Origin of the sequence: Streptomyces vinaceus (assembly GCF_008704935.1) — a bacterium.
Classification (GTDB): Bacteria; Actinomycetota; Actinomycetes; order Streptomycetales; family Streptomycetaceae; genus Streptomyces; species Streptomyces vinaceus.
On the sequence record NZ_CP023692.1, the window covers coordinates 7,577,991 to 7,597,332 of the forward strand.

Consider the following 19,342-nt stretch of genomic DNA (forward strand, 5'->3'; position numbering starts at 1 on the left):
GCAGCGGTGCGGCACCCGGCTGACAAGCGTAGATTTGGTGGTGCGCCCGGCTGGAGGGAGACGATCCCATGGACACAGCCATCCGCATCGAGGTACTGCCCGCGCGATTGGGCGACTGTCTGCTCGTGGAGTGCGCGCGCGGCAGCGGACCGCCTTGGCGCATGCTCGTCGACGGCGGCCCTCCGAGCACTTGGCCCCGGCTCGAAAAGAGGCTGAGCCGGCTCGAACCCGACGAGCGGCACATTGACGTCGCCGTGGTGACCCACATCGACAGCGACCACATAGGCGGCATGCTCCCGTTCCTGCGGAGCGAGTATGCCGAAGGCGTCGGCGACTACTGGTTCAACGGCCCCCGCACCTGCCCACAGAGCGCAGGGTGGAGGGCAGCGTCGCCCAGGGGGAGAGCCTGGTGGCGGCGTTGCTCGGGGAATCCGCCGGTCCCGTACTCCCGTGGAACCGGGCGTTCGGCGGCGGTCCCATCGACACCGGGGACGAGTTCGGGTTCATCGAGGTACCGGTCCCGGACGGGCCGTACATCACCGTGCTCTCACCGACCAACGAGCGCCTGGTGACGCTGGAGCGCGAGTGGTCCGAAACCATTGAGCAGGCCCGGCGTGGCTGGCAGGCCGACATGAGGCCCGACGTCCTGGAGCCCCTCGGCGATCTCGCCGCCGTCGCCGCCCACGAGACGACCGACGACACGACAGCTCCGAACGGGAGCAGCATCGCGCTGCTGATCGAGCACCGCGGCGCCCGCGCCGTGCTCGGGGCGGACGCGTTCGGCGCGGTGCTCGGGGGAGGCCTGAAAGGGGTGGCCGACCACCGCGGTCTGCGGGCCTTGGAGGTGGACGCCTTCAAACTTCCGCACCATGCCAGCCGGCGGAACGTGACCGAGGCCCTGCTCGAAGTCGCCCCTGCCCATCACTACCTCGTATCCACCAACGGTGACACGTACCACCATCCCGATGACGAGGCACTCGCCCGCGTCGTACTGTCCGCACCGGACGGGCCGACGCTGTGGTTCAACTACCGCACGCAGCGCACCGCCCGGTGGGCTGATCCGCAGCTGTGCGAGCGCTACGGATACTCCGCGCGCTTCCCCGCAGACCCGGAGACCGGCGCGGTCCTTGAACTACCGGCGACGGCGTGACGGCCACGACCTCCATCCCCGGGCCGCCCGAACAGTCGCGGGCCGTGGGTGTTGATCCGCTGCGCCGTCCGGCCGCTCCCGCGGGATGTCGCCACGGCTCCGCTCCCGGCCCGTGTTCCGCTGGCCGGAGTCCACGCCCACCGTCATGAAGGATGGTGCCCGGTGTACCGAGCCCGCTTCCTCGCCGCGGCCGCGCCGTCCCCGCCTGTGGCTGCTCTCCTCACGGCCCTGCCCCGCAGTCCGGTTGCGCGGCATGCGACGCAGAGTAGCGTGGGAAGTGTTCAACGCTGCTTGATTCTGGAGGTAAGCGATGTACCTTCGACGACTGCGGCGCCGTGTACCGCATCGGCTTGTCTTGTTCGGCAACGGCCGCTTGATTCGAGGCTTCAGCGGGGAACTCTACGACGGTCACGGGTACCAGTCCTGACACAGCCCGCCACGTCGAACTCGGCCTGTTGCAGAGTATCTGCGGCAGGCCGAGTTTGGGGTGTGTGAGGTGACAGAAGAGACCGATGCCCTGGCGGCCGTGACGCGGATTCTGTCACCGCACTGCCGTGTCACCAGGATGTCCAACGGTGCCCTGATCTCCGACTGGAGGCGGCGCACGCGTTTTCTCGGCATGACGGCGACGGACATTGAGAAGTTCGCCGTGGGAAGCGCTGAGGAGCGCGCCGAGCTCGTCACCGATCTCATCCGCACCGGATGCGCGACGGGTTGCAGAAAGGCGTACTCGGACGCCGAGGTCGGGCTCTGGCTGCGCGGAGTGCATCTCTCGATCCGGACCGTCGGGTTCGGGCGCGTCCTTCGGCTCCTGTCCTTGGCCGCCCCGGTGTGCGCACGTGCGGACCTCCCTTCAGCGGAGGAGGTGTCGCGGCTGAAACGAGCACTGCGTACACATGGCCGCAGAAGCTGGTTCGTCAACGACGACTGCAAGTCCGAGGCCGTGACCGCGTTCGTCCTCCTGCGGCGGTGCGGCCTCGATGCGGTGCTTCATGTCGGTGTCCGCGAGCACCCGTTCGCCCTGCATGCCTGGAGCTCCTCGGTGGGTGTGTGCATCCCTGATGCCGATCCGCGCGGACACGGGTTCACGCCGGTTCTCTCGATCAGTTGCGGCGGCCGGTGACATGCAAGCACTCCGCCTTGACTGGGCCGGGGGCGCACCCAGGCTCCGGGCGGCCGAGGCGATGGCGCGGCACGGACTGGTGACGACGGTCTCCTCACGGGCCGGCACCGCCGTGGTCGTCGGCTGGGTCGGCTCGGTCCGTGACCGCGTGGCGGGCGCACGCGGCCTCCTGGACGACGTAGGCCGACCGGGAGCCACACCCCGCCTGCCGATCGGCGACTACGCGGCCATCCTGGTGTACCCCGACCGCATCGTGCTGATGCGCGACTGTCATGCGCGCATTCCCCTGTTCTTCAGGGAGTCCGGTGGGCGCGTGAGCGCGGTGAGTACGTCGGCGCGCTGTCTGGGCGACTCCGAAAGGCTGGAACACGGCTACTTCTGCCGGTACCTGAGCGGGAACCTGGCGCAACCGCATTCGGAACTCACCCCGTTCTCCGGTGTGCACCGGATTCTCGGCGGTGAGGTCGTGGAACTTTCGCTCACCGGGCAGATGCGCGGTCGGGTGCGCGGACGCGTCGGTGAGGCCGACGCCCTGAGGGAACCGACAGCGGGCGGGCTCCGTCTCAGCGGGGCCGGAAAGAACCTGCGCCTCGCACTGGAGAGCGCCGTCGGGCGCCGAGTGGGCCGAATGACGGCATGTCACGTATCGGGCGGTACCGACTCCACCAGCATCGCGTTGCTCGCAGCCCGCCTACTGGGCAGGGGACAGGGCCGCGGTGAGGACCTCGCCCTGCTGGCCGGGCGCTTCGACACAGGAGAGCTGGCCGGGGAACGGTCGTACCTCGAAGAGGCCATGAAGGAGATCCGCCGTCATGCACCCGCAGCCCGCCCGGTGATGGTGGACGCGGGCGACGTCACCGACTTCGACGACTTCGAACACCACGCCGGAGCCGCGGACGAGCCTCATGCGCACGCCTTTCGCGCCCCGTTCTGGAGCAGACTCCACGGCGCCGCGGCGGAACTCGGCTGTGACATCCTCATGACCGGTTGCGGGGCCGACCCGATCGTGGACGCCAACCCCCTCCACCTGCACAAACTGGCCCGCACAGGGCAACTCCGGCAGATGACGAAGCAGGCACGAGCCTGGGCCGCGGGAACCGAGCGCGGCGTGCGCGACGTCGTCTACGACTACGTCATGCGGCCGGCCCTTCCCCTGGCGGCGGAGCGCATCACCGCGCTCGCCCGCCGCGGAACCGTGCTGGGCGGCCTCGGAAGCTTCACCCGCCCCCGTTGGCTGCGACCGGGATTCGCACGGGCCCACGGCTACCGTGAGGCAAGCATCGCGGAGAGCCGCTTCGTGTTCGGACGCAGGCCGGAGGAGTCGTTCTTCGACGCGGCCAATTACCTCGCCGCTCCCGACGCGGTGTCCTGGCACCGGGCACGGCAGGACGGATTCTTCCTCTCGCACCCCTTCCTCGACCGGGAGGTCACCGCCACGATGCGCAGCCTCCCCGTTGCAGCCACGTTCCATCCGGGCCGGCCGAAGGCGGTTCTACGCGAAGCCATGGACGATCTGCTCCCCTCCCGGATCCGCGACCGAGCGGTGAAGGTCCCCTTCGACCAGCTCTACGCCCGCGGCTTGAGGAAACACGGCGATGAACTCATCGACCTCTGCCGCTCCGCGAGGCATCCGCTGGTCGAGGAGATGTTCGACGTCGAGGTGCTGTGCCGGGCAGTGCGGGAGGCACAGCTCGGCGTGGGGAACGCAGCGTCCTGGGATCGCATGAACAGCTCACTTGCCCTGGTGGCGTGGCTGGACGGATTGGCGGCCCCACGCACCAGCGCGCCCGGTGCGGCAATGCCGGTCATTGACGGATCTTGCTCTTGATGTCCCACAGTGATCGCTGGATCGGGCCCGTCGTGGCATCGACGAGGCCGTATCGGTTGCTTACCGCGCGGGCTTCCGCTTCGGGTGGGATGCGATTTTCATCGCCCTTTTTCGTGATGGATGCGGACACCTCTGCGCCCTGCGTGCCGAATTTCCAGTAGATGGAGACGGAACGGGGATCCATCGTACGTTCGTCGATTGAATTGTTTTGATGCACCCTGCCGATGTAGATGAGGGAGTCGAAGTTTTTCTGTTCCTTCACCCACTTGGGCACTTTGCCGCCGCTCCAGGAGAAGCTGTCAAAAGTAACTGAATCCAGGCCGAGTCGGTCTTTGCGCGCGAGGCTCGCGGTGGCATAAAAGGCTACTTGGTCGTACGGCGTGTCGATAGGAAGCTGTACGAGCGTTCGCATGGCGACCGAGTCGCTCGCCTCGATGTAGCCTCCAGGGGCCATCCATGGCTGCGCCGCCAATAGCTCGCCTGGCTGGTGGACTTCCCTGCGGGAGAGTGGGCTTCTCTCCTGGTACCCCGCCCACCGCTCGGCGTCATCACGCCATTGCTGCTGGAGCCGGTCATGCGTGCTCACCGGCACCCTTTGCCCCATGGCGTGGAACTCGGCGCCCATGATGTAGAAACCCACGTCGCTGTGGTTTTCGAGCGTAATGTCGACCGGTACGGCGAATGATTTTCCGTCCATCTTCAGTTCAGGCTGCCCCACGGTCAACTTGATGGCAGGCCTCCCTCCGTGCTGAGATGGCTGATAGAGGTTTTGGTAGCTGAAATTGGCGATCGCGAATACGGAGGATGCGATGACTGCCGTGGCCACCCGCTTCGGAGCCGGGATTTTGGCCAATGTCCGCCACACCGCGTAGACGGCCCACGCGGAACCAACCGTGAGCAGGACAAACAGGGTCTTGTAGAACAGCGAGTCGGAGTTCAAGATCTCGAATAGGACCACGGCGTTGGTCAGCAACGCTGCGACCGTGCAGATCAGGGCAACCATTCCTGAATAGGGGAAGATCTTCCAGACCCAGTGGTCCACGACCGCGGCGCTGCCCAGCAGTGCGGCGGCCGAGGCAATGATGAGGCCGGCGCCTGTGATGCGACCCACGAAGGTCAGGGCCTCGTTGAGGTCCTCGAAGCCGAACAGACCCAGGTAGAACGCCGTCAGGAGGAGGACCGGCAGGATCAATACCGCGGTGGTCCGTGACCGGGCTCTCCTCGATACCTGTCGCGCCCGCAGACGCGAGCCGGCTCTGGACTTGGGCGGAGTCCTCATGCGATCGCCTCCTGGGACTGCAAGGGCATTCGTGGTGCTCCGGATGCGCCGATGACGACGGTGACCGGTACGGTTTCGCCTTCCCGTACCGTTCCAAGCGGTCCGGCGCTGCCCTGAGGGTTCGAGCACCATCGTCCGTGCCAATCCGTGGTATCACCATCCGGATGCCTCTGGACGGCCTAACGCGGCCTGCACGATCCCGAACTCGGGGCCCTGTGCCGTACCGCTTTCACCGAGCAGCGGTGACCGGGGGCTGGCGTGTTGGGAGTCTTACGAGGCGAGTTGAGGCGAGGCATTGTCGCGTGAGAGCCGCAGGGCCGAGAAGGCCCAGATGTAGTCGAATCGTGCGGCCTTCCGTCGCCGTGTACAGGCCCACGGGAAGGCACACTGCGGACCTTGATCTTGCGGTCGGCGCCGCCGCACCAGGGCCCTCGCCGGCCCGGCGTACGGCGAGTGCGCCCTGGGGGAGACGGCCCGGACGGCCGCGCCCCGGGGCACCGTGATCCGCTGTCGGGCGCCCTGGCCGGCATCGACGTCGAGATCGTCCGCCGCAGCCCCGCTGACCAGGCAAAGGCTTCACTCCGCAACCGAAGGGGTGGATCGTGGAGCAGGTCAACGGCACGCTGATGCTGCACCGCCGCCTCGCCCGTGAGTACGACCACCGGCCCGACACGTCCGCCTCCCGCGTCTACTGCGCCTCGATCGCGAACATGGCCCGCCGCCTCACCACACCGTCTCCGGCCTGGCGCGACACCCTCGGGCTGGCCGCGTGAACGTCACCGAGCTCCTGGCCAGCCCCCAGGCCCGGCACGACGAGACCACCGCCCGGGCCGTTGGACTACGCGACCAGCTCAAGCACTTGACCGCCGCCCTGGCCGAGACCGAAGCACGACTCGCGGAACAGGCCACACCGCCAAGGTCATCGCCGAACTCGCACCCGCCGGAGCCGAGCCCGATCCGCCCGAGACGAACACCGCCTACCAGGCCATCGTGAACGCCTTCAACCAGCACCCGGACCAAGTGTTCCGAGCCCGTGAGCTGCACGAACTCCTCGACATGCCCACCGATGAGGCACCCGTCGACACCACCCGCAGCCGCCTCGGACGCCTTACCCGTCAAGGCTTCCTCACCCAACCCGGACGACGCCGCGAGGTGTGGCGGCGGGCTCGTGCGCGCAGGCTTCGTCGATGCCGTACGTCTCCCACGCCGGGAACTCGTCCTCGGCCGGGACCGGTTCGTCCGGGCTGAGCAAGCAGGCTTCGAGGGCCGCCCGGAGGGCATCGGCGCGCAGTCCGGTGCCGATGAAGACCAGCTCCTGGCCCTGGGCGGTGTCCGGGCCGCGCGCTCCGGAGGGCTCGAAGCGGGCCACCGCGCCGGCCTGGGACCACAGGCCGGTCACCCTGGGGCGGCTGGCGAGCCAGAAGAAGCCCTTGGAGCGCAGGATCCGCCCGAAGGTGCCGCTGTCGAGGCCCTTGGTGACGAACGTCCACAGTCTGGCCGGGTGGAAGGCCGCATCGGCTCGGAACACGAGTGAGGAGATGCCGTACTCCTCGGTCTCCGGGACGTGGTCCCCGTTGAGCTCCTTGACCCAGCCCGGGGCCTGCTGGGCGCGCTCCACGTCGAACAGTCCGGTGCCCAGGACCTGTTCGAGCGCGACGTGGCCGCGTACGGCGGGCACGATCCGGGCCTCGGGATTGAGCCGCGTGAGGGTGGCGCGCAGGCGTGCGGCGTCGCCCGGTCCAACCAGGTCGAGCTTGTTGAGGACGATGACGTCCGCGAACTCGACCTGGTCCATGAGGAGATCGCTGACGGTCCGCTCGTCCTCCTCGTACTGGTCCAGGCCGCGCGCCACGAGTTCGTCCCCGCCGGCGAGTTCCCGCAGGAAGTTCGCGGCGTCGACGACGGTGACCATGGTGTCCAGGCGGGCGAGGTCGCCGAGGGTGGCGCCGTCGTCCCGGGGGAAGGAGAAGGTGGCGGCGACCGGCATCGGCTCGGAGATGCCGCTGGACTCGATGAGCAGGTAGTCGAAGCGGCCCTCGCGGGCGAGCCGGTCGACCTCCTCCAGCAGGTCGTCGCGCAGGGTGCAGCAGATGCACCCGTTGGTCATCTCGACCAGCCGCTCCTCGGTGCGCGAGAGCGCCGCTTCGCCGCCGCGCACGAGGGCGGCGTCGATGTTGACCTCGCTCATGTCGTTGACGATCACGGCGACCCGCAGGCCCTCGCGGTTGCTCAGGACATGGTTGAGCAGGGTGGTCTTGCCGGCGCCGAGGAAACCGGACAGGACGGTCACCGGCAGGCGGTCGTGCGGGGCCACGCGATCAGCCTTCGGGGCGGATGAGGCCGCGCTCGTACGCCTTCACCAGGCGCTGCGGGACCTGGTAGACGGAGCCGTCGACGGTGATCGGCACCAGCTGGGGCGTGGTCGCCTTCCACTGGGCGCGGCGGTGGCGGGTATTGCTGCGGGACATCTTCCGCTTGGGGACGGCCATCGTGGAACTCCTCATTCTGGGTGGCGATACGGAGAGGCTATATGAAAATGGGTCCCATTATCAATCTGGCCTGGGTGGTGCGCAGTCGGGCGGGGGCGGATGAGCCGTCAGCTTTCCGCTGCAGGCTGGAAGAGAAGGTCGGTCCATCCGCTCCAGCTCGCGCGGCCGAGTGACAGTTCGGCGTCAGTGACCAGGGCCGCATCCAGTGCGCCCCTGATGCGTTCGGCGTCGACGCCCGGCCCGGTGAGCCTGATCTCGCTGCGCCGCTCACCGAAATGGTCGTCCCAGAACCAGCAGGCGACCGTTCGGCGCTGGGTGGAGCCCGCCTGCCAGGCGCGGGCGTCGGATTCCTCCAGCCAGCGGTCGGTCTCGCGTAGGTCGAGGTGCGGCCCGGCCGAGCGCCAGTTGATGACGGTGTCGGGCCTGTTGGCGAGCCAGAGGTGGCCTCGGCTGCGCAGCACGCCGAACATGACGTCCCCGAGGGCTTCGGTGAGCCGGCCCGGGTGCAGCGGCCGCCGGGCATGCCATACGAGACTGGACACCGCGAGGTGGTGGGGGTCGGGGGGTGGAGGGAGGGAGGTGACCGCCTCCAGTGATGACGCCCATGACTCGCGTACGCGGCCGGGTGACCGTCTGTCCGTCAGCGCCGCTTCATTCACCGGGAGTTCGTGCAGCGCGGAGATACGGGCGCTGGGGTTGAGGTGTCGTACGACAGCGGCACCGCTCTCTGCGGGCCGGGAGTCGTCCGGGGCGGCCATTGCCATGAGGAGGGTGTCGGCCGCCTCGATCTGCCTCACCGCGGCCTCGGCCGCGGTAAACGGCTCGCTGCCCTCGGCGCCTTCCCACAGCCGCTCCGCCCGGCGTACGTCGGTGACGTCCTTCAAGAAGGCGAGGGGGTCCACGGCGGCGAGGACGGGGGCGCAGTCGTAGCGGTCCTTCAGGTTGTCGACCCCGATCCTGCTGCGCCACAGCTGCAGCAGGAAGGGCAGGGTGTCGACCTCCTGGGGGAGGGTGAGGAGGATGTGTACGCCCCTCCTGGCCCGCCGGAGTGCGATCAGGTCCTGTCGCAGGATCACCGTCGGGTCGCCCGTTGTCCCCGACGAGACGTTCACCTCAAGGTTCGTGCCGGGGTCGTCGGGGGTCGTCAGGCGCTGGACCACCGGGTAACGACCGGTCGTCGCGGTGTGGACGGAGAGGGAGAGGGTGACGGCTGTCGGATGTCTGCGGGACAGCTGCCTGGTGAGCTCGCCTCGGACCTCGGGGGTATTGCCGATGAGGATGCTGAGGAGGCCCTTCGGTGCGCCGGTTGTCATCAGCTCTGACCGGAGCGCGCAACGTGGCGCAGTGGCGCGCCGTTGGATCCGGGGCTGCCCTTCACACGGATCCCTCTCTTGGTGCTCGGGGGTTTTGATGCGGGTTTCGAATCGGATGCGCGCCCAGTGCGGGGGAGGGGTGAATGTGGGCGGGGGAGTGACTGCCGGCGGCTGAGTCGCGGCGACGCCGAGAGGGGCGGGGTCACGATTCGCCGTGGACGGCGCACGGTCGGACCCGGCTCGTGGGCGGGCGTGCCTCGCGAGTCCCTCTCGGAAGCCGAGCCGGTTTCCGCCGCGAGGGCTCGGCTTGCGCGACATACGCGTGCGGCCCCCTTCGGGCCCCCCTTTCTTGCCCGTCGAGGTGCCGCACGCGTACGCGACGCACCCTAACCATTAATGGTATTCATTTTCAATGCCCGCGTGGCATGGATCCGTGCACGGCTTCTGCACGGGTCGTGCACGGGCGGGTCGGGTGCGCGGTCGGGGTCTCGCCTACCAGGACGACTTCGTCACTCCCGGCAGGAAGCCGGCGTGTGCCTGCTGTCGGGCCCGTACGCGGGAGAGCCCGAACTTGCGCAGGTAGCCGCGGGGGCGGCCGTCCACGCTGTCGCGGTTGCGGACGCGGGTGGCGCTGGCGTCGCGCGGTTGCCGGCGCAGCTCCGCGAGGTCGGCCTCCCGTTCGGCCGCGGTGGAGGACGGGTGGCGGATGACCTCTTTGAGCTCGGCGCGCCGCGCGGCGTACCGCTCGACGATCTCCTTGCGCTTCTCGTTCTGCGCGATCTTGCTCTTCTTCGCCATCAGACCTTCCCTCCCCTGGCGCGGATGCGGGTCACGGCGGCCTCGATGCCGATCGCGTCCACCGTCTTGATGGCCTTGGTGCTCAGTGTCAGACGGACGTGGCGCCCCTCGCTGGGCAGCCAGTAGCGCTTGCGCTGGATGTTCGGATCGAAGCGGCGTGAGGTGCGCCGGTGCGAGTGGGAAATGTTGTTGCCGAAGCCGGGCTTGGCGCCGGTCAGTTGGCAGTGGGCAGACATCGGTCCTGCTCCTTCTTTCCGTGGGTCCCGTTGTTGGTAATGGAAACCATTGCCATATAGTAGCGGCATGGCACGCAACGAGATCCGCCCGGTCATCAAGCTCCGCTCCACCGCGGGCACCGGGTTCACCTACGTCACCCGCAAGAACCGCCGCAACGACCCCGACCGGCTGGTGCTGCGCAAGTACGACCCCGTCGCCCGTCGCCACGTCGACTTCCGCGAAGAGCGCTGATCCTCGGCACCCCCCGCCCCACCGTCGAAAGGTTCCTGCCATGAAGCCCGGCATCCACCCCGCCTACGGGCCCGTCGTCTTCCGCGACACCGCCTCCGGCACCGCTTTCCTGACCCGTTCCACGATGACCAGCGACAAGACCGTCGACTGGGAGGACGGCAATACCTATCCGGTGGTCGATGTGGAGATCTCCTCCGCGAGCCACCCCTTCTACACGGGCACCGCCCGCGTCCTCGACACCGCCGGCCGCGTCGAGAAGTTCCAGCGCCGCTACGGGGCCCGGTGATGGAACGCGATCACCAGCTCCCGGTCGTGATCGTCGCCGGGATGCACGCCGAGGCGCGCAAGGAGGTCGTCGAACGCCTTCTGCAGTCCGTACAGGGGAGCGTGGCGCTACACCACGATCTCGCCGGGGCGCCCGACGGCACCGTGCTCCGCGTGATCCGCGAGGCCTCCGGCACTCTCTCCACCGGTGACACGCCGCTGGTCAACGACTGCGCGTGCTGCGCACTGCGCGAGGACTTGGTGCCGGAACTGGAACGGATGGCGGACAGCGGCCTGACCCGGCTCGCCGTGGTCGAGCTGTGGGACTCGGTCGAACCGAAGGCGATGGCCGAGGTCATCGCCGCGCACGGCGGCGACCGGCTCGTCCTGACGAACGTGATCACCGCCGTGGACCCCGCACTCGTCCTGCCCTGTCTCGGTAACGGCGACGACCTGGCCGAAGCCGGTCTCGCGGCGGCCCCCACCGACCAGCGGACCATCGGGGACACCTGGGCCCGCCAGCTGGAGTACGCGCCGGTCCTCGCCCTCGTCGACAGTGACGAGGCCGACGACGAGGACCGCGCGCTCCTCGCTCAGCTGCACCCCACCGCCCAGCGGGTACCGGCCGGTTCCGTCGAACTCGCCCGGGCCGCGTTCGCCGGTTTCGACGTCGAGGCCGCCGCGGCGGCCCAGCATCCCGCGTGTGCGCTCCTGCCCCAGGACGCCGACGAGGCCGGCGTCGCCACGCTCGTGTGGCACCGTCGCAGGCCGTTCCATCCCGAACGCCTCTACCAGGCACTGGAGGACCTGTGCTGCGCCGCAGCCCGCAGCCGCGGCCGGTTCTGGCTCGCCGACCGTCCGGACACCCTCCTCGCCTGGGACGCGGCAGGCGGAGCCCTGTCCGTGGAGAGCGCCGGGCCGTGGCTGGCGTCGCTGCCGGACGCGGCCTGGGACATGGTCCCGCCGATGCGCCGGGCGGCGGCCGCGCTCGACTGGCACCCCGACCACGGGGACTGCTGCCAGCACCTGGTCTTCACCTCGCCCGGCCTCGACCGGGACGGGCTGGAACGCCTCCTCGATTCCTGCCTCCTGACGGACGCCGAGTACACGGCGGGGCGTGAAGCCTGGAAGGACCTGCCCGCCGCCTTCGACTCCCTCCTCGACGCCGCCTGACACACACCGCATACGACCCGGTCTCGGCCCGGCACGACCGTGACCACACCTTCCTTTCAGGAGACACCGACATGGCCCGACGCCACGACATCCGCAAGCCCGTCAAGTCCCGCCCCAACCCGCTCGACGCCGCCAAGATCACCTACATCGACTACAAGGACACCGACCTCCTCCGGAAGTTCATCTCCGACCGCGGGAAGATCCGCAGCCGCCGCGTGACCCGCGTCACGGCCCAGCAGCAGCGGGCCCTCGCCGCCGCCATCAAGAACGCGCGAGAGATGGCCCTGTTGCCCTACGCCGGCCGCTGAACCGCACCCCGGGCGCACCGCCCGGAGGCTTGAGCCCGTCCGCTGGAGAGCTTCGCGGTGCGGGGAGATGATCCAAGTGATTGCCATTTCGCTTCCCTCACGCAGGGAGGAGGGTATCCGTCACGGCTTGTCGCCCCGCGCACCAGCGGTGGTTCTCGGGCTGTCGCGGCGTGGGCTTGCGCGTGCGGCGGACCCTCATCCGCGGCCTCCGCACCGATTCCGGTCGTCGCTTCGACGAACCTGTACGGAGACGTCGCCCGGCAGATCGGCGGCGGGCGTCTCCGGACTCCTCCATCGGCGAGACGGCCCGGCTCGTGGCGGGCGGGGCCGTCCTCGCGTTCGTGGCCGTGCGCCGTCTGCTGGCCCGGCCCCGCATCGGCATCGGGTCCTCCGGACTCCTCGGCATCGTCACCGTCTTCACCGGTCTGCCGTTCTTCCGCGGGCCCTGCGCACGCTGCGCGGGCGCGGTCATCCCGGAACCGGCAACCTGGTCACCGCCGCGACCGTCATCTCCTTGGTCCTGCGGGAGAACGTGGTGACCCACCGTACGCGCCGACTCCGTGGGCCGGATCATCACCCGGGTCGAGGAGGCCCAGACCGACCGGGCCCCGATCCGGACGGTCGCCACCCGCTTCACTCAGCGCCTCGTCCCCGTGTCGTTCGCGCTGGCGGCCCTGACCTACGTGGTCACCCGCGATGCGCGCCGGGCGATGACGATGCTGCTGATCGCCTGCCCGTGCGCAGTGGGCCTGGCCACCCCGACCGCCATCAGCGCGGCCATCGGGAACGGCGCACCCCGTGGCACCCTCATCAAGGGCGGTACCCACCTCGAAGGCGTCGGCCGGGTCACGGCCGTGGTCTTCGAGGTGGGTACGCTGACCTTGGGCCGCCCCCTGGTCACCAGTGTCGTCACCCTCAACGAGCGCTTCGGCGCCGACGAGGTGCTCAGCCTGGCCGCCTCCGGCGAACTCCACGCCCGCCGCCCCCTCGCTTAGACCATCGTCACCCACACCGAGGAGCAGCACCTGCACGTCCCGCTCCACCAGGCCTGCGCGGTCGTCCTCGGCATGGGCATGCGCGCCGAACTCGACGGCACCCGGCTCCTGGTGGGCAGCCCCACCCTGCTGCGTCGGCACGGCATCGCGATCACCGAGGACGCCCAGAGCTGGACCGACCACCTGCGCCGGGGCGGCGTAACCGTCATCTGCCTGGCCCAGGACGCGGAGTTCATCGGCCTTCTCGGAGTCTCCGACGCCGTTCGGGCGGGCGCCGACATCGTCGTCCGGCAGCTGCGCGACCTGGGTGTCTCGCGGCTGGTCCTGCTCACCGGTGACGCCCCGGAATCGGCCCAGGTCGTGGCGGACGCCCTGGGCATCACCGAAGTGCACGCTCGCGCCCTGCCGGAAGCCAAGCTCCAGCTGGTCCGCGACCTCCAAGCCGAAGGCCACACCGTGGCGATGGCGGGCGACGGCACGAACGACGCCCCCGCCCTGGCGCTCGCGGACGTCGGCATCACGATGGTCGAGCACTCCTCCCACGTGGCCCTGGAGACCGCCGACATCGCGCTGGCGGGCAACGACCTGCGTCAGGTCGCGGGCGCGGGTGGCTCGACGAACCCGGTGTTCGCGATGCTGCCGCACAACACCAGCAGCATCGCGGTCGTGGGCAACTCCGCCCGCCTGGTCAACCACACCCCGCACCTGCCCCGGGTGGACGAGGGCGTACTCAGGCTGGCGCCCCTGGAGGAGCGCCGGGTCACCTGACCGAGGCTGGCTCCCGGTCAGGTCCCCTCCCCGGTCAGGAATCCGTTCCCGCCGCGGGCAGCGGCATCTCGAAGTGGACCGTCCCGAAGCCACCGTGCTCACCGGTGGTGCGGGCATCGAAGATCTCCGTGGCCATGCTGCGCCAGAAGGGTTCCGCGCCCGGGATGTCGACGTTGGTGTGGAGGTAGATGCGCTCGTAGCCGGGTACCGCCGCGGCGAACGCGCAGGCGGTGTGCACCATGGCGCGGGCCAGCCCGTACCGCCGGTGGTCAGGGCGCACGTACACGCGCAGCAGCTGCGCGGTTCGCCCCGACGGGTAGCGCTCGACGAGGCTTCGCGGGTGCGGGTGCGGGTGCGGGTGCGGGTGCGGGTGCGGGTGCGGGGGATGGGCGGGGCCGCGCGAGTTGAGCGCGGTGGTGCCGACCACCTCGCCGTCGCCGCGGACGGCCACGACGAGGGTGTGCCGTGGGTGGCGCAGGTAGGTGCCGTTGAGGTCGACCACGTCGGGGTGCCAGTCCGGCACATCACACCGTCGAGCTGCCGGCCACGTCCGGTTGCACCGGCGGATGCCCTTCTCGCTACGGATGCGGGCGCGCTCCTTGCGTTGGGCGGCCAGGACGTCGGGGTGGGGGGCGTTGGCGTTGCGCCACCGCATGTGGGCGTGCAGCGCGCAGGTCTGGACCGTGTGGTTCGGATGGCTCGAGTTGGCGAGCGTGAACTGCCGCAGTGGTCCGAAGTGCGCCTCTATCGGGTTCGTGAAGCAGAGGTAACCATTGTTGTTCTCCGCCCAGCGCAGGATCTTCTTGCCGTTGTGGGCCGAGAGGTTGTCCCGGATCATGTAGATCGGGGCGCTGTCAGGACGGCGGCCCGGATGGACCGCAGTGCGGCCAGGGTGTTCGCGGGCCCTTGCGCGGTCGGTTGACGCCCCACCGGGTGTCGTCACCGACCGAGTAGCAGCTGTGGAAGTAGGTGACGCCGTGTCTCCTTCCCGGTCTTGGTGCGCTGGAAGGTGACGCCGCGCCGGGCGAGCAGGCAACGCAGAGCCTCGCGGCCGGTGCGGATCACCTGGCCGATGACCCGCCGCAGGTAAGCCGCCAGTTTGCGGATGGACCAGCGGGTGAAGGGCCGTCCGAGTTTGGCCGGGCGGGTGGTGGCCGTCTGGATGACGAACTCCTCGTCATCAGGACTGAGAAGGCAACGACAGCCTCCCGCCCACTGAGGGTCCAAGCGGGCCGGACCGATCTCGTTAAGCCGGTGGACCACGCACCGTGTCCTCGTCCGCCTGCGCGAGCCGGTCGATTACCGGAACCCTGTTGCCGCCGGCCGAGGCCAGCATCATCATCGCCCCCGATAGCGCACCGAGTTGGTGCTGCCCCGCCGCACGATCCTCTGTAGCTGCCGGCCCTCGTGGTCCGTGAGGCTGCGGACCTCGACTGCAAGCGCGGCTGGCCGAGGCGGCACGAGCACGACGCTCTCTCGGCCCGAATAGTGGACAGCGGACGGCACCTCCCACTGGCGGCCTAATGACCAGAATTTTCGGGCCGCGTCTACTAGGCTCCGCCCCCCTAAAGGGTGTTGCAGAAGTCTGTCTCGGCCAGGCCTGAGTGGTGTCTGGCCTGCTGATTCAGTCGGTCATGGCGATGTTGTGCATGGTGGCGACGGCCTGGACGGCGTGGTGGAGGCCGTCGCCTTTCTGTCGGCAGTCGCGGAGGATCTTCCAGTTCTTCATCCGGGCGAAGGTGTGCTCGACGCGTGCCCTGACCCGTCGGTGTTCGGCGTTGTCCTCCTCCTGCCCGCGCAGGAGAGGACGGCCGGCCCTTCTGCGGTGCGGGACGATCAGCCCGGTGCCCAGGTAGGCGCCGTCCGCTATCACCGTCGTCCCGGCCGCCGCGGCCGGCAGGTCCGATTCGCGCCAGACGTGGGCATCGGCCTTGTTTCCCGGCGCCGGGCGGGCTGAGGCGACGACGAGACGGGTGTCGGCATCGATAGACCACGGCGATGTCGACCGGCCGTGGCGGGGTGGTACGAGTGCGAGTCATGGCGATGATCTTGCCGACACTCGCTGACAGCGGGCCTAACCCAGCAGGACGAGCCAAGTCCCTCCTGCGTGCGGCGCGACTGGGTGCCTTTGCAGGATTGGAAGGCGTGGGCTTGGCTAGATGTATGGGCTGGTGAACATGGGCGGGGGGCCGAGTCGGGACACCGGGCGTGGTGGCCCCTGCGGAGAGCGGTGATCACATGCTGGTCGAGTCGTTGATGGCCCTGGCCCTGTCTGGTGGCACCGCAGTGGTCCAGGCCGCAGGAACCGATGCGTGGAACGGCCTGCGAAGACGGGTTGCGGATGTTTTCGCCCATGGTGAGCCCGCGCGGGCGGACGCTGAGCTTGAGCGTCTGGACCACACAGCCGAGGTCCTGAGCAGCGCGAACGACACCGGCAGCGAACGGTTGCGGCAGGAAGGTGTGTGGCAGAACCGGTTCGAGACTCTGCTGGAGGGCCTCGATGCCCCTGGGCGCGAGCAGGTAGCTGAGCAACTCCAGGAGATGCTGTCGTTCGTTGCTGCTTCAACGGGTGATGTGGCCATGGGAACAGGGCATGCGACCGCCCGGGAGGGCAGCAGTGCGGTCACCGGCGTCAAACGCGGGGGCGGCAGTCAGACCGGCCCCGCGACGGCGGTGAACACAGGGGACGCGGACGCCCAGGGGACCGGCTCCAGCGCTGTCAGCGGCATCGTCAACGAATGACCGCCCCGCCGCCCTCGTACTGATCAAAGCAAGCCAAGGAGCCGGCATGGTCCGATGGCTGGGGGGCAAGGCCAATACGGGCAAGGCCGCCGCGCCTGCGCAGGCAGCGGAGACCGACACCCCCAGTGCACAGCCGGCTCCCCGCGCCGCAGCGAGGGGCGCTGGGCAGGTTGTGATCAACAGCGGGGACGCGACTGCCACCGGCGGTGGGTACGCCATCACCGGGATCTTCAGTCCCACCGTGCACCTTCCGCCCGAGGCCATGCGAGCTCCCGCCGAGGTGGACGCCCCGACGGGGCTGGACAATCTGCCGCACCGGCCGGCACTCTTCGTGGGCCGTGGCAAGGAGCTCGACCGCCTGGACGCGGCGCTCGTCACCCCAGGCGCGGCCCTGGTCCAGGCAGTGCACGGGCTGGGCGGCGTGGGCAAGAGCACCCTGGTCGCCCACTGGGCCGCCACCCGACCCCACGGCTGCGCGCCCGTGCGCTGGATCACCGCCGACAGCCCCGCCGGCGTCGAGCAGGGGCTGGCCAGCCTAACTACCGCCCTGCAGCCCGCCCTGGCCACGGCCCTGCCCGTCGAGGGACTAGCTGAGTGGGGGCTGCAGTGGCTGGCTAGCCACACCGGCTGGCTGATCATCCTCGACAACGTCAACGATCCCGCTGACATCGCCCCTGTGATCGCACGCGCCCCCGGTGGGCGGTTCCTGATCACCAGCCGCCTCGCCACCGCCTGGAACGACGCCACCACTTTGGTACGCCTCGACGTCATGGAGGAGGCCGAGTCCCTCGCCCTCCTTACCCGCACCACCACCGCAGCTGGCCCCCGCGACCTGGATGGCGCTGCCGACCTGTGCACCGAGCTCGGCCACCTGCCCCTTGCCGTCGCACAGGCAGCCGCTTATCTCGCCCAGAACCCACTCACCGCCCCCCGTGCTTACCTGGACTTGCTGGCCCGGTATCCGGCGGACATGTACGGCCACGGCGGGGCCACCACCCCAGCCCAGCGCACCATCGCCCGCATCTGGGACATCACCCTCGACCAGATCGCCACCCGCCAGCCCGCAGCCAGCGACCTCCTGCGCACCATGGCCTGGTACGCCGCCGAAAACATCCCCCCTGCCCTCGCAGACGGCTTCACCAACCCACCCACGCTGAACCAGGCAATCGGCCTCCTCACCGCCTACAACATGATCACCCCTGACCCCGGCACCAGCACCTTGGCCATCCACCGCCTCGTCGCGGCTCTCGCCCGCACCCCCGACCCCGACCCCGACAACCCCCACCGCAGGCGCGACTACATCGACCTCGCACGCCAACGGGCCGCCAGCAACTTGCGTAACGCGCTGCCCCCCACCGTCGATGACCCCGCCAGCTGGCCCAACTGGCGAAACCTGCTACCCCACATCGACGCCTTCGCCGACCACACCACCCCAAACACCGACACGAGCGACACGGCTGACCTCCTCAATGCCGCCGGGATTTCCCTAATCAAACAGGGCCTGCCCGCCCGCGGGATCATGCACCTGCAACGAGCCGTCACCGACTACGAGCGCCTGCTAGGCAACGACGATCCCGCCACCCTGGCCTCCCGCGACCACCTCGCCCTTGCCTACCAGGAGGCAGGGGACCTAGCCCGCGCCATCCCCTTGCACGAGCAGACCCTCGCGGACTGCAGGCGCCTGCTGGGCGAAGACCATCCCTACACCCTGACCTCCCGCAGCAACCTCGCCCTCGCCTACCAGAAGGCAGGGGACCTAGCCCGCGCCATCCCCCTTTACCAGCAAACCGTCCCGGACTGCGAGCGCCTGCTGGGTGAAGACGATCGCGCCACCCTGACCTCCCGCAACAACCTCGCCAGCGCCTATGAAGAAGCGGGGGACCTGGGCAGAGCCATCCCCTTGCTCGTACAGTCCGTCAGAGATCGTTTGCGTGTACTGGGCGAAGACCACCCCGACACCCTGACCTCCTGGAACAACCTTGGGCTTGCCTATGAGAAGGCGGGGGACTTGGGCAGCGCCATCGCTGTGTACCAGCGGGCCGTCTCCGACTGCGAGCGCGTGCTTGGCGAAGGCCATCCAGACACCATGACCTCTCGCAGCAACCTCGCCGTCGCCTATCTGCAGGCGGGGGACCTGGGCCGCGCCATCCCTCTGTCCGAGCAGGTCCTCACGGACTGCGAGCGCCTGCTGGGCGAAGACCACCCTGCCACCATGACCTCCCGCAGCAACCTCGCTAGCGCCTACAAGGACGCGGGAGACCTAGGCAGCGCCATCCCCCTGTACGAACAGGCCCTCAGCGATCGGTTGCGCGTGCTGGGCGAAGGCCATCCCGACACCCTAGTCACCTGCAACAACCTTGCCCTTGCCTACCAGGAGGCTGGAGACCTGGACCGAGCCATCCCCCTCTATCAGCAGACCCTCACGGCCTGCGAGCGCTTGCTGGGCAACGATCACTCGCTGACTCATGCCGTTCGAGAGGATCTCGCTTACGCCGTGGCCAAACGTGAGGGCGGCACCTAGTTCAGAGAACCGACCAGCCCGAAACTCAAGACCCCCGCCCACACGGGACGCGCCACAACCCTCACCGCCCATCGCCTGTGGCCTGTGACGAACGGCGCCTGCCCGCCCTCACCCCGCTCCAGG

The 19,342-nt window shown here is 69.2% G+C and carries 19 protein-coding genes and 3 pseudogenes; 13 read left to right on the plus strand and 9 right to left on the minus strand.

Features of this window, described 5'->3' with window-relative positions; all coding sequences use genetic code 11:
* Positions 1-161: 161 nt before the first annotated feature.
* From CP980_RS36815 to CP980_RS34370, 4 genes and pseudogenes are all read left to right on the plus strand, one after another.
* Positions 162-296, plus strand: a pseudogene (locus CP980_RS36815) (MBL fold metallo-hydrolase); the annotation flags it as partial.
* 80 nt (positions 297-376) lie between these two features.
* Positions 377-1,150 carry a ComEC/Rec2 family competence protein gene (locus CP980_RS34360; protein WP_244328243.1) on the plus strand — a complete coding sequence of 258 codons (774 nt, stop codon included), beginning with the start codon at positions 377-379 and terminating at the stop codon, positions 1,148-1,150.
* Positions 1,151-1,646: 496 nt separating this feature from the next.
* Positions 1,647-2,273 carry a lasso peptide biosynthesis B2 protein gene (locus tag CP980_RS34365; protein ID WP_150529990.1) on the plus strand — a complete coding sequence of 209 codons (627 nt, stop codon included), beginning with the start codon at positions 1,647-1,649 and terminating at the stop codon, positions 2,271-2,273.
* A gap of 1 nt (position 2,274) precedes the next feature.
* Positions 2,275-4,101: an asparagine synthase-related protein gene (locus CP980_RS34370; RefSeq protein WP_150530468.1), complete on the plus strand. Its 1,827-nt coding sequence runs from the start codon at positions 2,275-2,277 to the stop codon at positions 4,099-4,101.
* Here CP980_RS34370 and CP980_RS34375 read toward each other — a convergent pair.
* Positions 4,079-5,293, minus strand: a complete 1,215-nt coding sequence (locus CP980_RS34375) for a hypothetical protein (RefSeq protein WP_229907133.1) — start codon at positions 5,291-5,293, stop codon at positions 4,079-4,081. The genes CP980_RS34370 and CP980_RS34375 overlap by 23 nt on opposite strands.
* Positions 5,294-5,982: 689 nt before the next feature.
* Between CP980_RS34375 and CP980_RS36215 the strand changes: the two genes are divergently transcribed.
* Positions 5,983-6,153: a hypothetical protein gene (locus tag CP980_RS36215; RefSeq protein ID WP_229907134.1), complete on the plus strand. Its 171-nt coding sequence runs from the start codon at positions 5,983-5,985 to the stop codon at positions 6,151-6,153.
* 353 nt (positions 6,154-6,506) lie between these two features.
* Here CP980_RS36215 and CP980_RS34390 read toward each other — a convergent pair whose 3' ends face one another.
* The 5 genes from CP980_RS34390 to rpmB form a co-directional block, all read right to left on the minus strand.
* Entirely contained in the window at positions 6,507-7,694 is a 1,188-nt protein-coding gene (locus CP980_RS34390; RefSeq protein WP_150529991.1) for a GTP-binding protein, read from the minus strand.
* Positions 7,695-7,698: 4 nt separating this feature from the next.
* On the minus strand, positions 7,699-7,869 hold the full coding sequence (gene rpmF / locus CP980_RS34395) for a 50S ribosomal protein L32 (protein ID WP_150529992.1): 171 nt from the start codon (positions 7,867-7,869) through the stop codon (positions 7,699-7,701).
* A gap of 107 nt (positions 7,870-7,976) precedes the next feature.
* Positions 7,977-9,182 carry a GTP-binding protein gene (locus CP980_RS34400; protein ID WP_150529993.1) on the minus strand — a complete coding sequence of 402 codons (1,206 nt, stop codon included), beginning with the start codon at positions 9,180-9,182 and terminating at the stop codon, positions 7,977-7,979.
* A 492-nt stretch (positions 9,183-9,674) separates the two neighbouring features.
* Entirely contained in the window at positions 9,675-9,980 is a 306-nt protein-coding gene (gene rpsN, locus CP980_RS34405) for a 30S ribosomal protein S14 (RefSeq protein ID WP_150529994.1), read from the minus strand.
* Positions 9,980-10,216, minus strand: a complete 237-nt coding sequence (rpmB, locus tag CP980_RS34410; protein ID WP_150529995.1) for a 50S ribosomal protein L28 — start codon at positions 10,214-10,216, stop codon at positions 9,980-9,982. The genes rpsN and rpmB overlap by 1 nt, the downstream gene beginning before the upstream one ends.
* Positions 10,217-10,283: 67 nt before the next feature.
* On the opposite strand from rpmB, the gene rpmG reads away from it, so the two are divergent.
* The 6 genes from rpmG to CP980_RS36225 all read left to right on the plus strand — a co-directional run bounded on the left by rpmG (position 10,284) and on the right by CP980_RS36225 (position 13,956).
* On the plus strand, positions 10,284-10,448 hold the full coding sequence (gene rpmG / locus CP980_RS34415) for a 50S ribosomal protein L33 (RefSeq protein WP_150529996.1): 165 nt from the start codon (positions 10,284-10,286) through the stop codon (positions 10,446-10,448).
* A 40-nt stretch (positions 10,449-10,488) separates the two neighbouring features.
* A complete protein-coding gene (locus tag CP980_RS34420) occupies positions 10,489-10,734 on the plus strand; it encodes a type B 50S ribosomal protein L31 (RefSeq protein WP_150529997.1) in 246 nt (81 codons plus the stop codon).
* Positions 10,734-11,885 (plus strand): CobW family GTP-binding protein, encoded by a 1,152-nt coding sequence (locus CP980_RS34425; RefSeq protein WP_150529998.1) that lies wholly within the window; start codon positions 10,734-10,736, stop codon positions 11,883-11,885. The genes CP980_RS34420 and CP980_RS34425 overlap by 1 nt, the downstream gene beginning before the upstream one ends.
* 71 nt (positions 11,886-11,956) lie before the next feature.
* Positions 11,957-12,193 carry a 30S ribosomal protein S18 gene (gene rpsR, locus CP980_RS34430; protein WP_150529999.1) on the plus strand — a complete coding sequence of 79 codons (237 nt, stop codon included), beginning with the start codon at positions 11,957-11,959 and terminating at the stop codon, positions 12,191-12,193.
* Positions 12,194-12,753: 560 nt separating this feature from the next.
* Positions 12,754-13,188, plus strand: coding sequence for a P-type ATPase actuator domain-containing protein (locus CP980_RS36220; RefSeq protein WP_229907135.1), 435 nt, complete (start codon positions 12,754-12,756; stop codon positions 13,186-13,188).
* A gap of 72 nt (positions 13,189-13,260) precedes the next feature.
* Complete coding sequence (locus tag CP980_RS36225; protein WP_229907136.1) at positions 13,261-13,956, plus strand: HAD-IC family P-type ATPase; 696 nt, start codon at positions 13,261-13,263, stop codon at positions 13,954-13,956.
* A 34-nt stretch (positions 13,957-13,990) separates the two neighbouring features.
* On the opposite strand, the gene CP980_RS35390 is transcribed toward CP980_RS36225, so the two are convergent.
* From CP980_RS35390 to CP980_RS34445, 3 genes and pseudogenes are all read right to left on the minus strand, one after another.
* Complete coding sequence (locus CP980_RS35390; protein WP_229907143.1) at positions 13,991-14,524, minus strand: GNAT family N-acetyltransferase; 534 nt, start codon at positions 14,522-14,524, stop codon at positions 13,991-13,993.
* Positions 14,519-15,417 (minus strand): annotated as a pseudogene (locus CP980_RS36230) (helix-turn-helix domain-containing protein); the annotation flags it as partial. The gene CP980_RS35390 and the pseudogene CP980_RS36230, both read right to left, overlap by 6 nt.
* Before the next feature lie 163 nt (positions 15,418-15,580).
* Positions 15,581-15,943, minus strand: a pseudogene (locus CP980_RS34445) (transposase family protein); the annotation flags it as partial.
* A 251-nt stretch (positions 15,944-16,194) separates the two neighbouring features.
* Here CP980_RS34445 and CP980_RS34450 point away from each other — a divergent pair.
* Entirely contained in the window at positions 16,195-16,698 is a 504-nt protein-coding gene (locus CP980_RS34450) for a hypothetical protein (RefSeq protein ID WP_150530000.1), read from the plus strand.
* 46 nt (positions 16,699-16,744) lie between these two features.
* Positions 16,745-19,219: an FxSxx-COOH system tetratricopeptide repeat protein gene (fxsT, locus tag CP980_RS34455; protein WP_150530001.1), complete on the plus strand. Its 2,475-nt coding sequence runs from the start codon at positions 16,745-16,747 to the stop codon at positions 19,217-19,219.
* Positions 19,220-19,342: the final 123 nt, after the last annotated feature.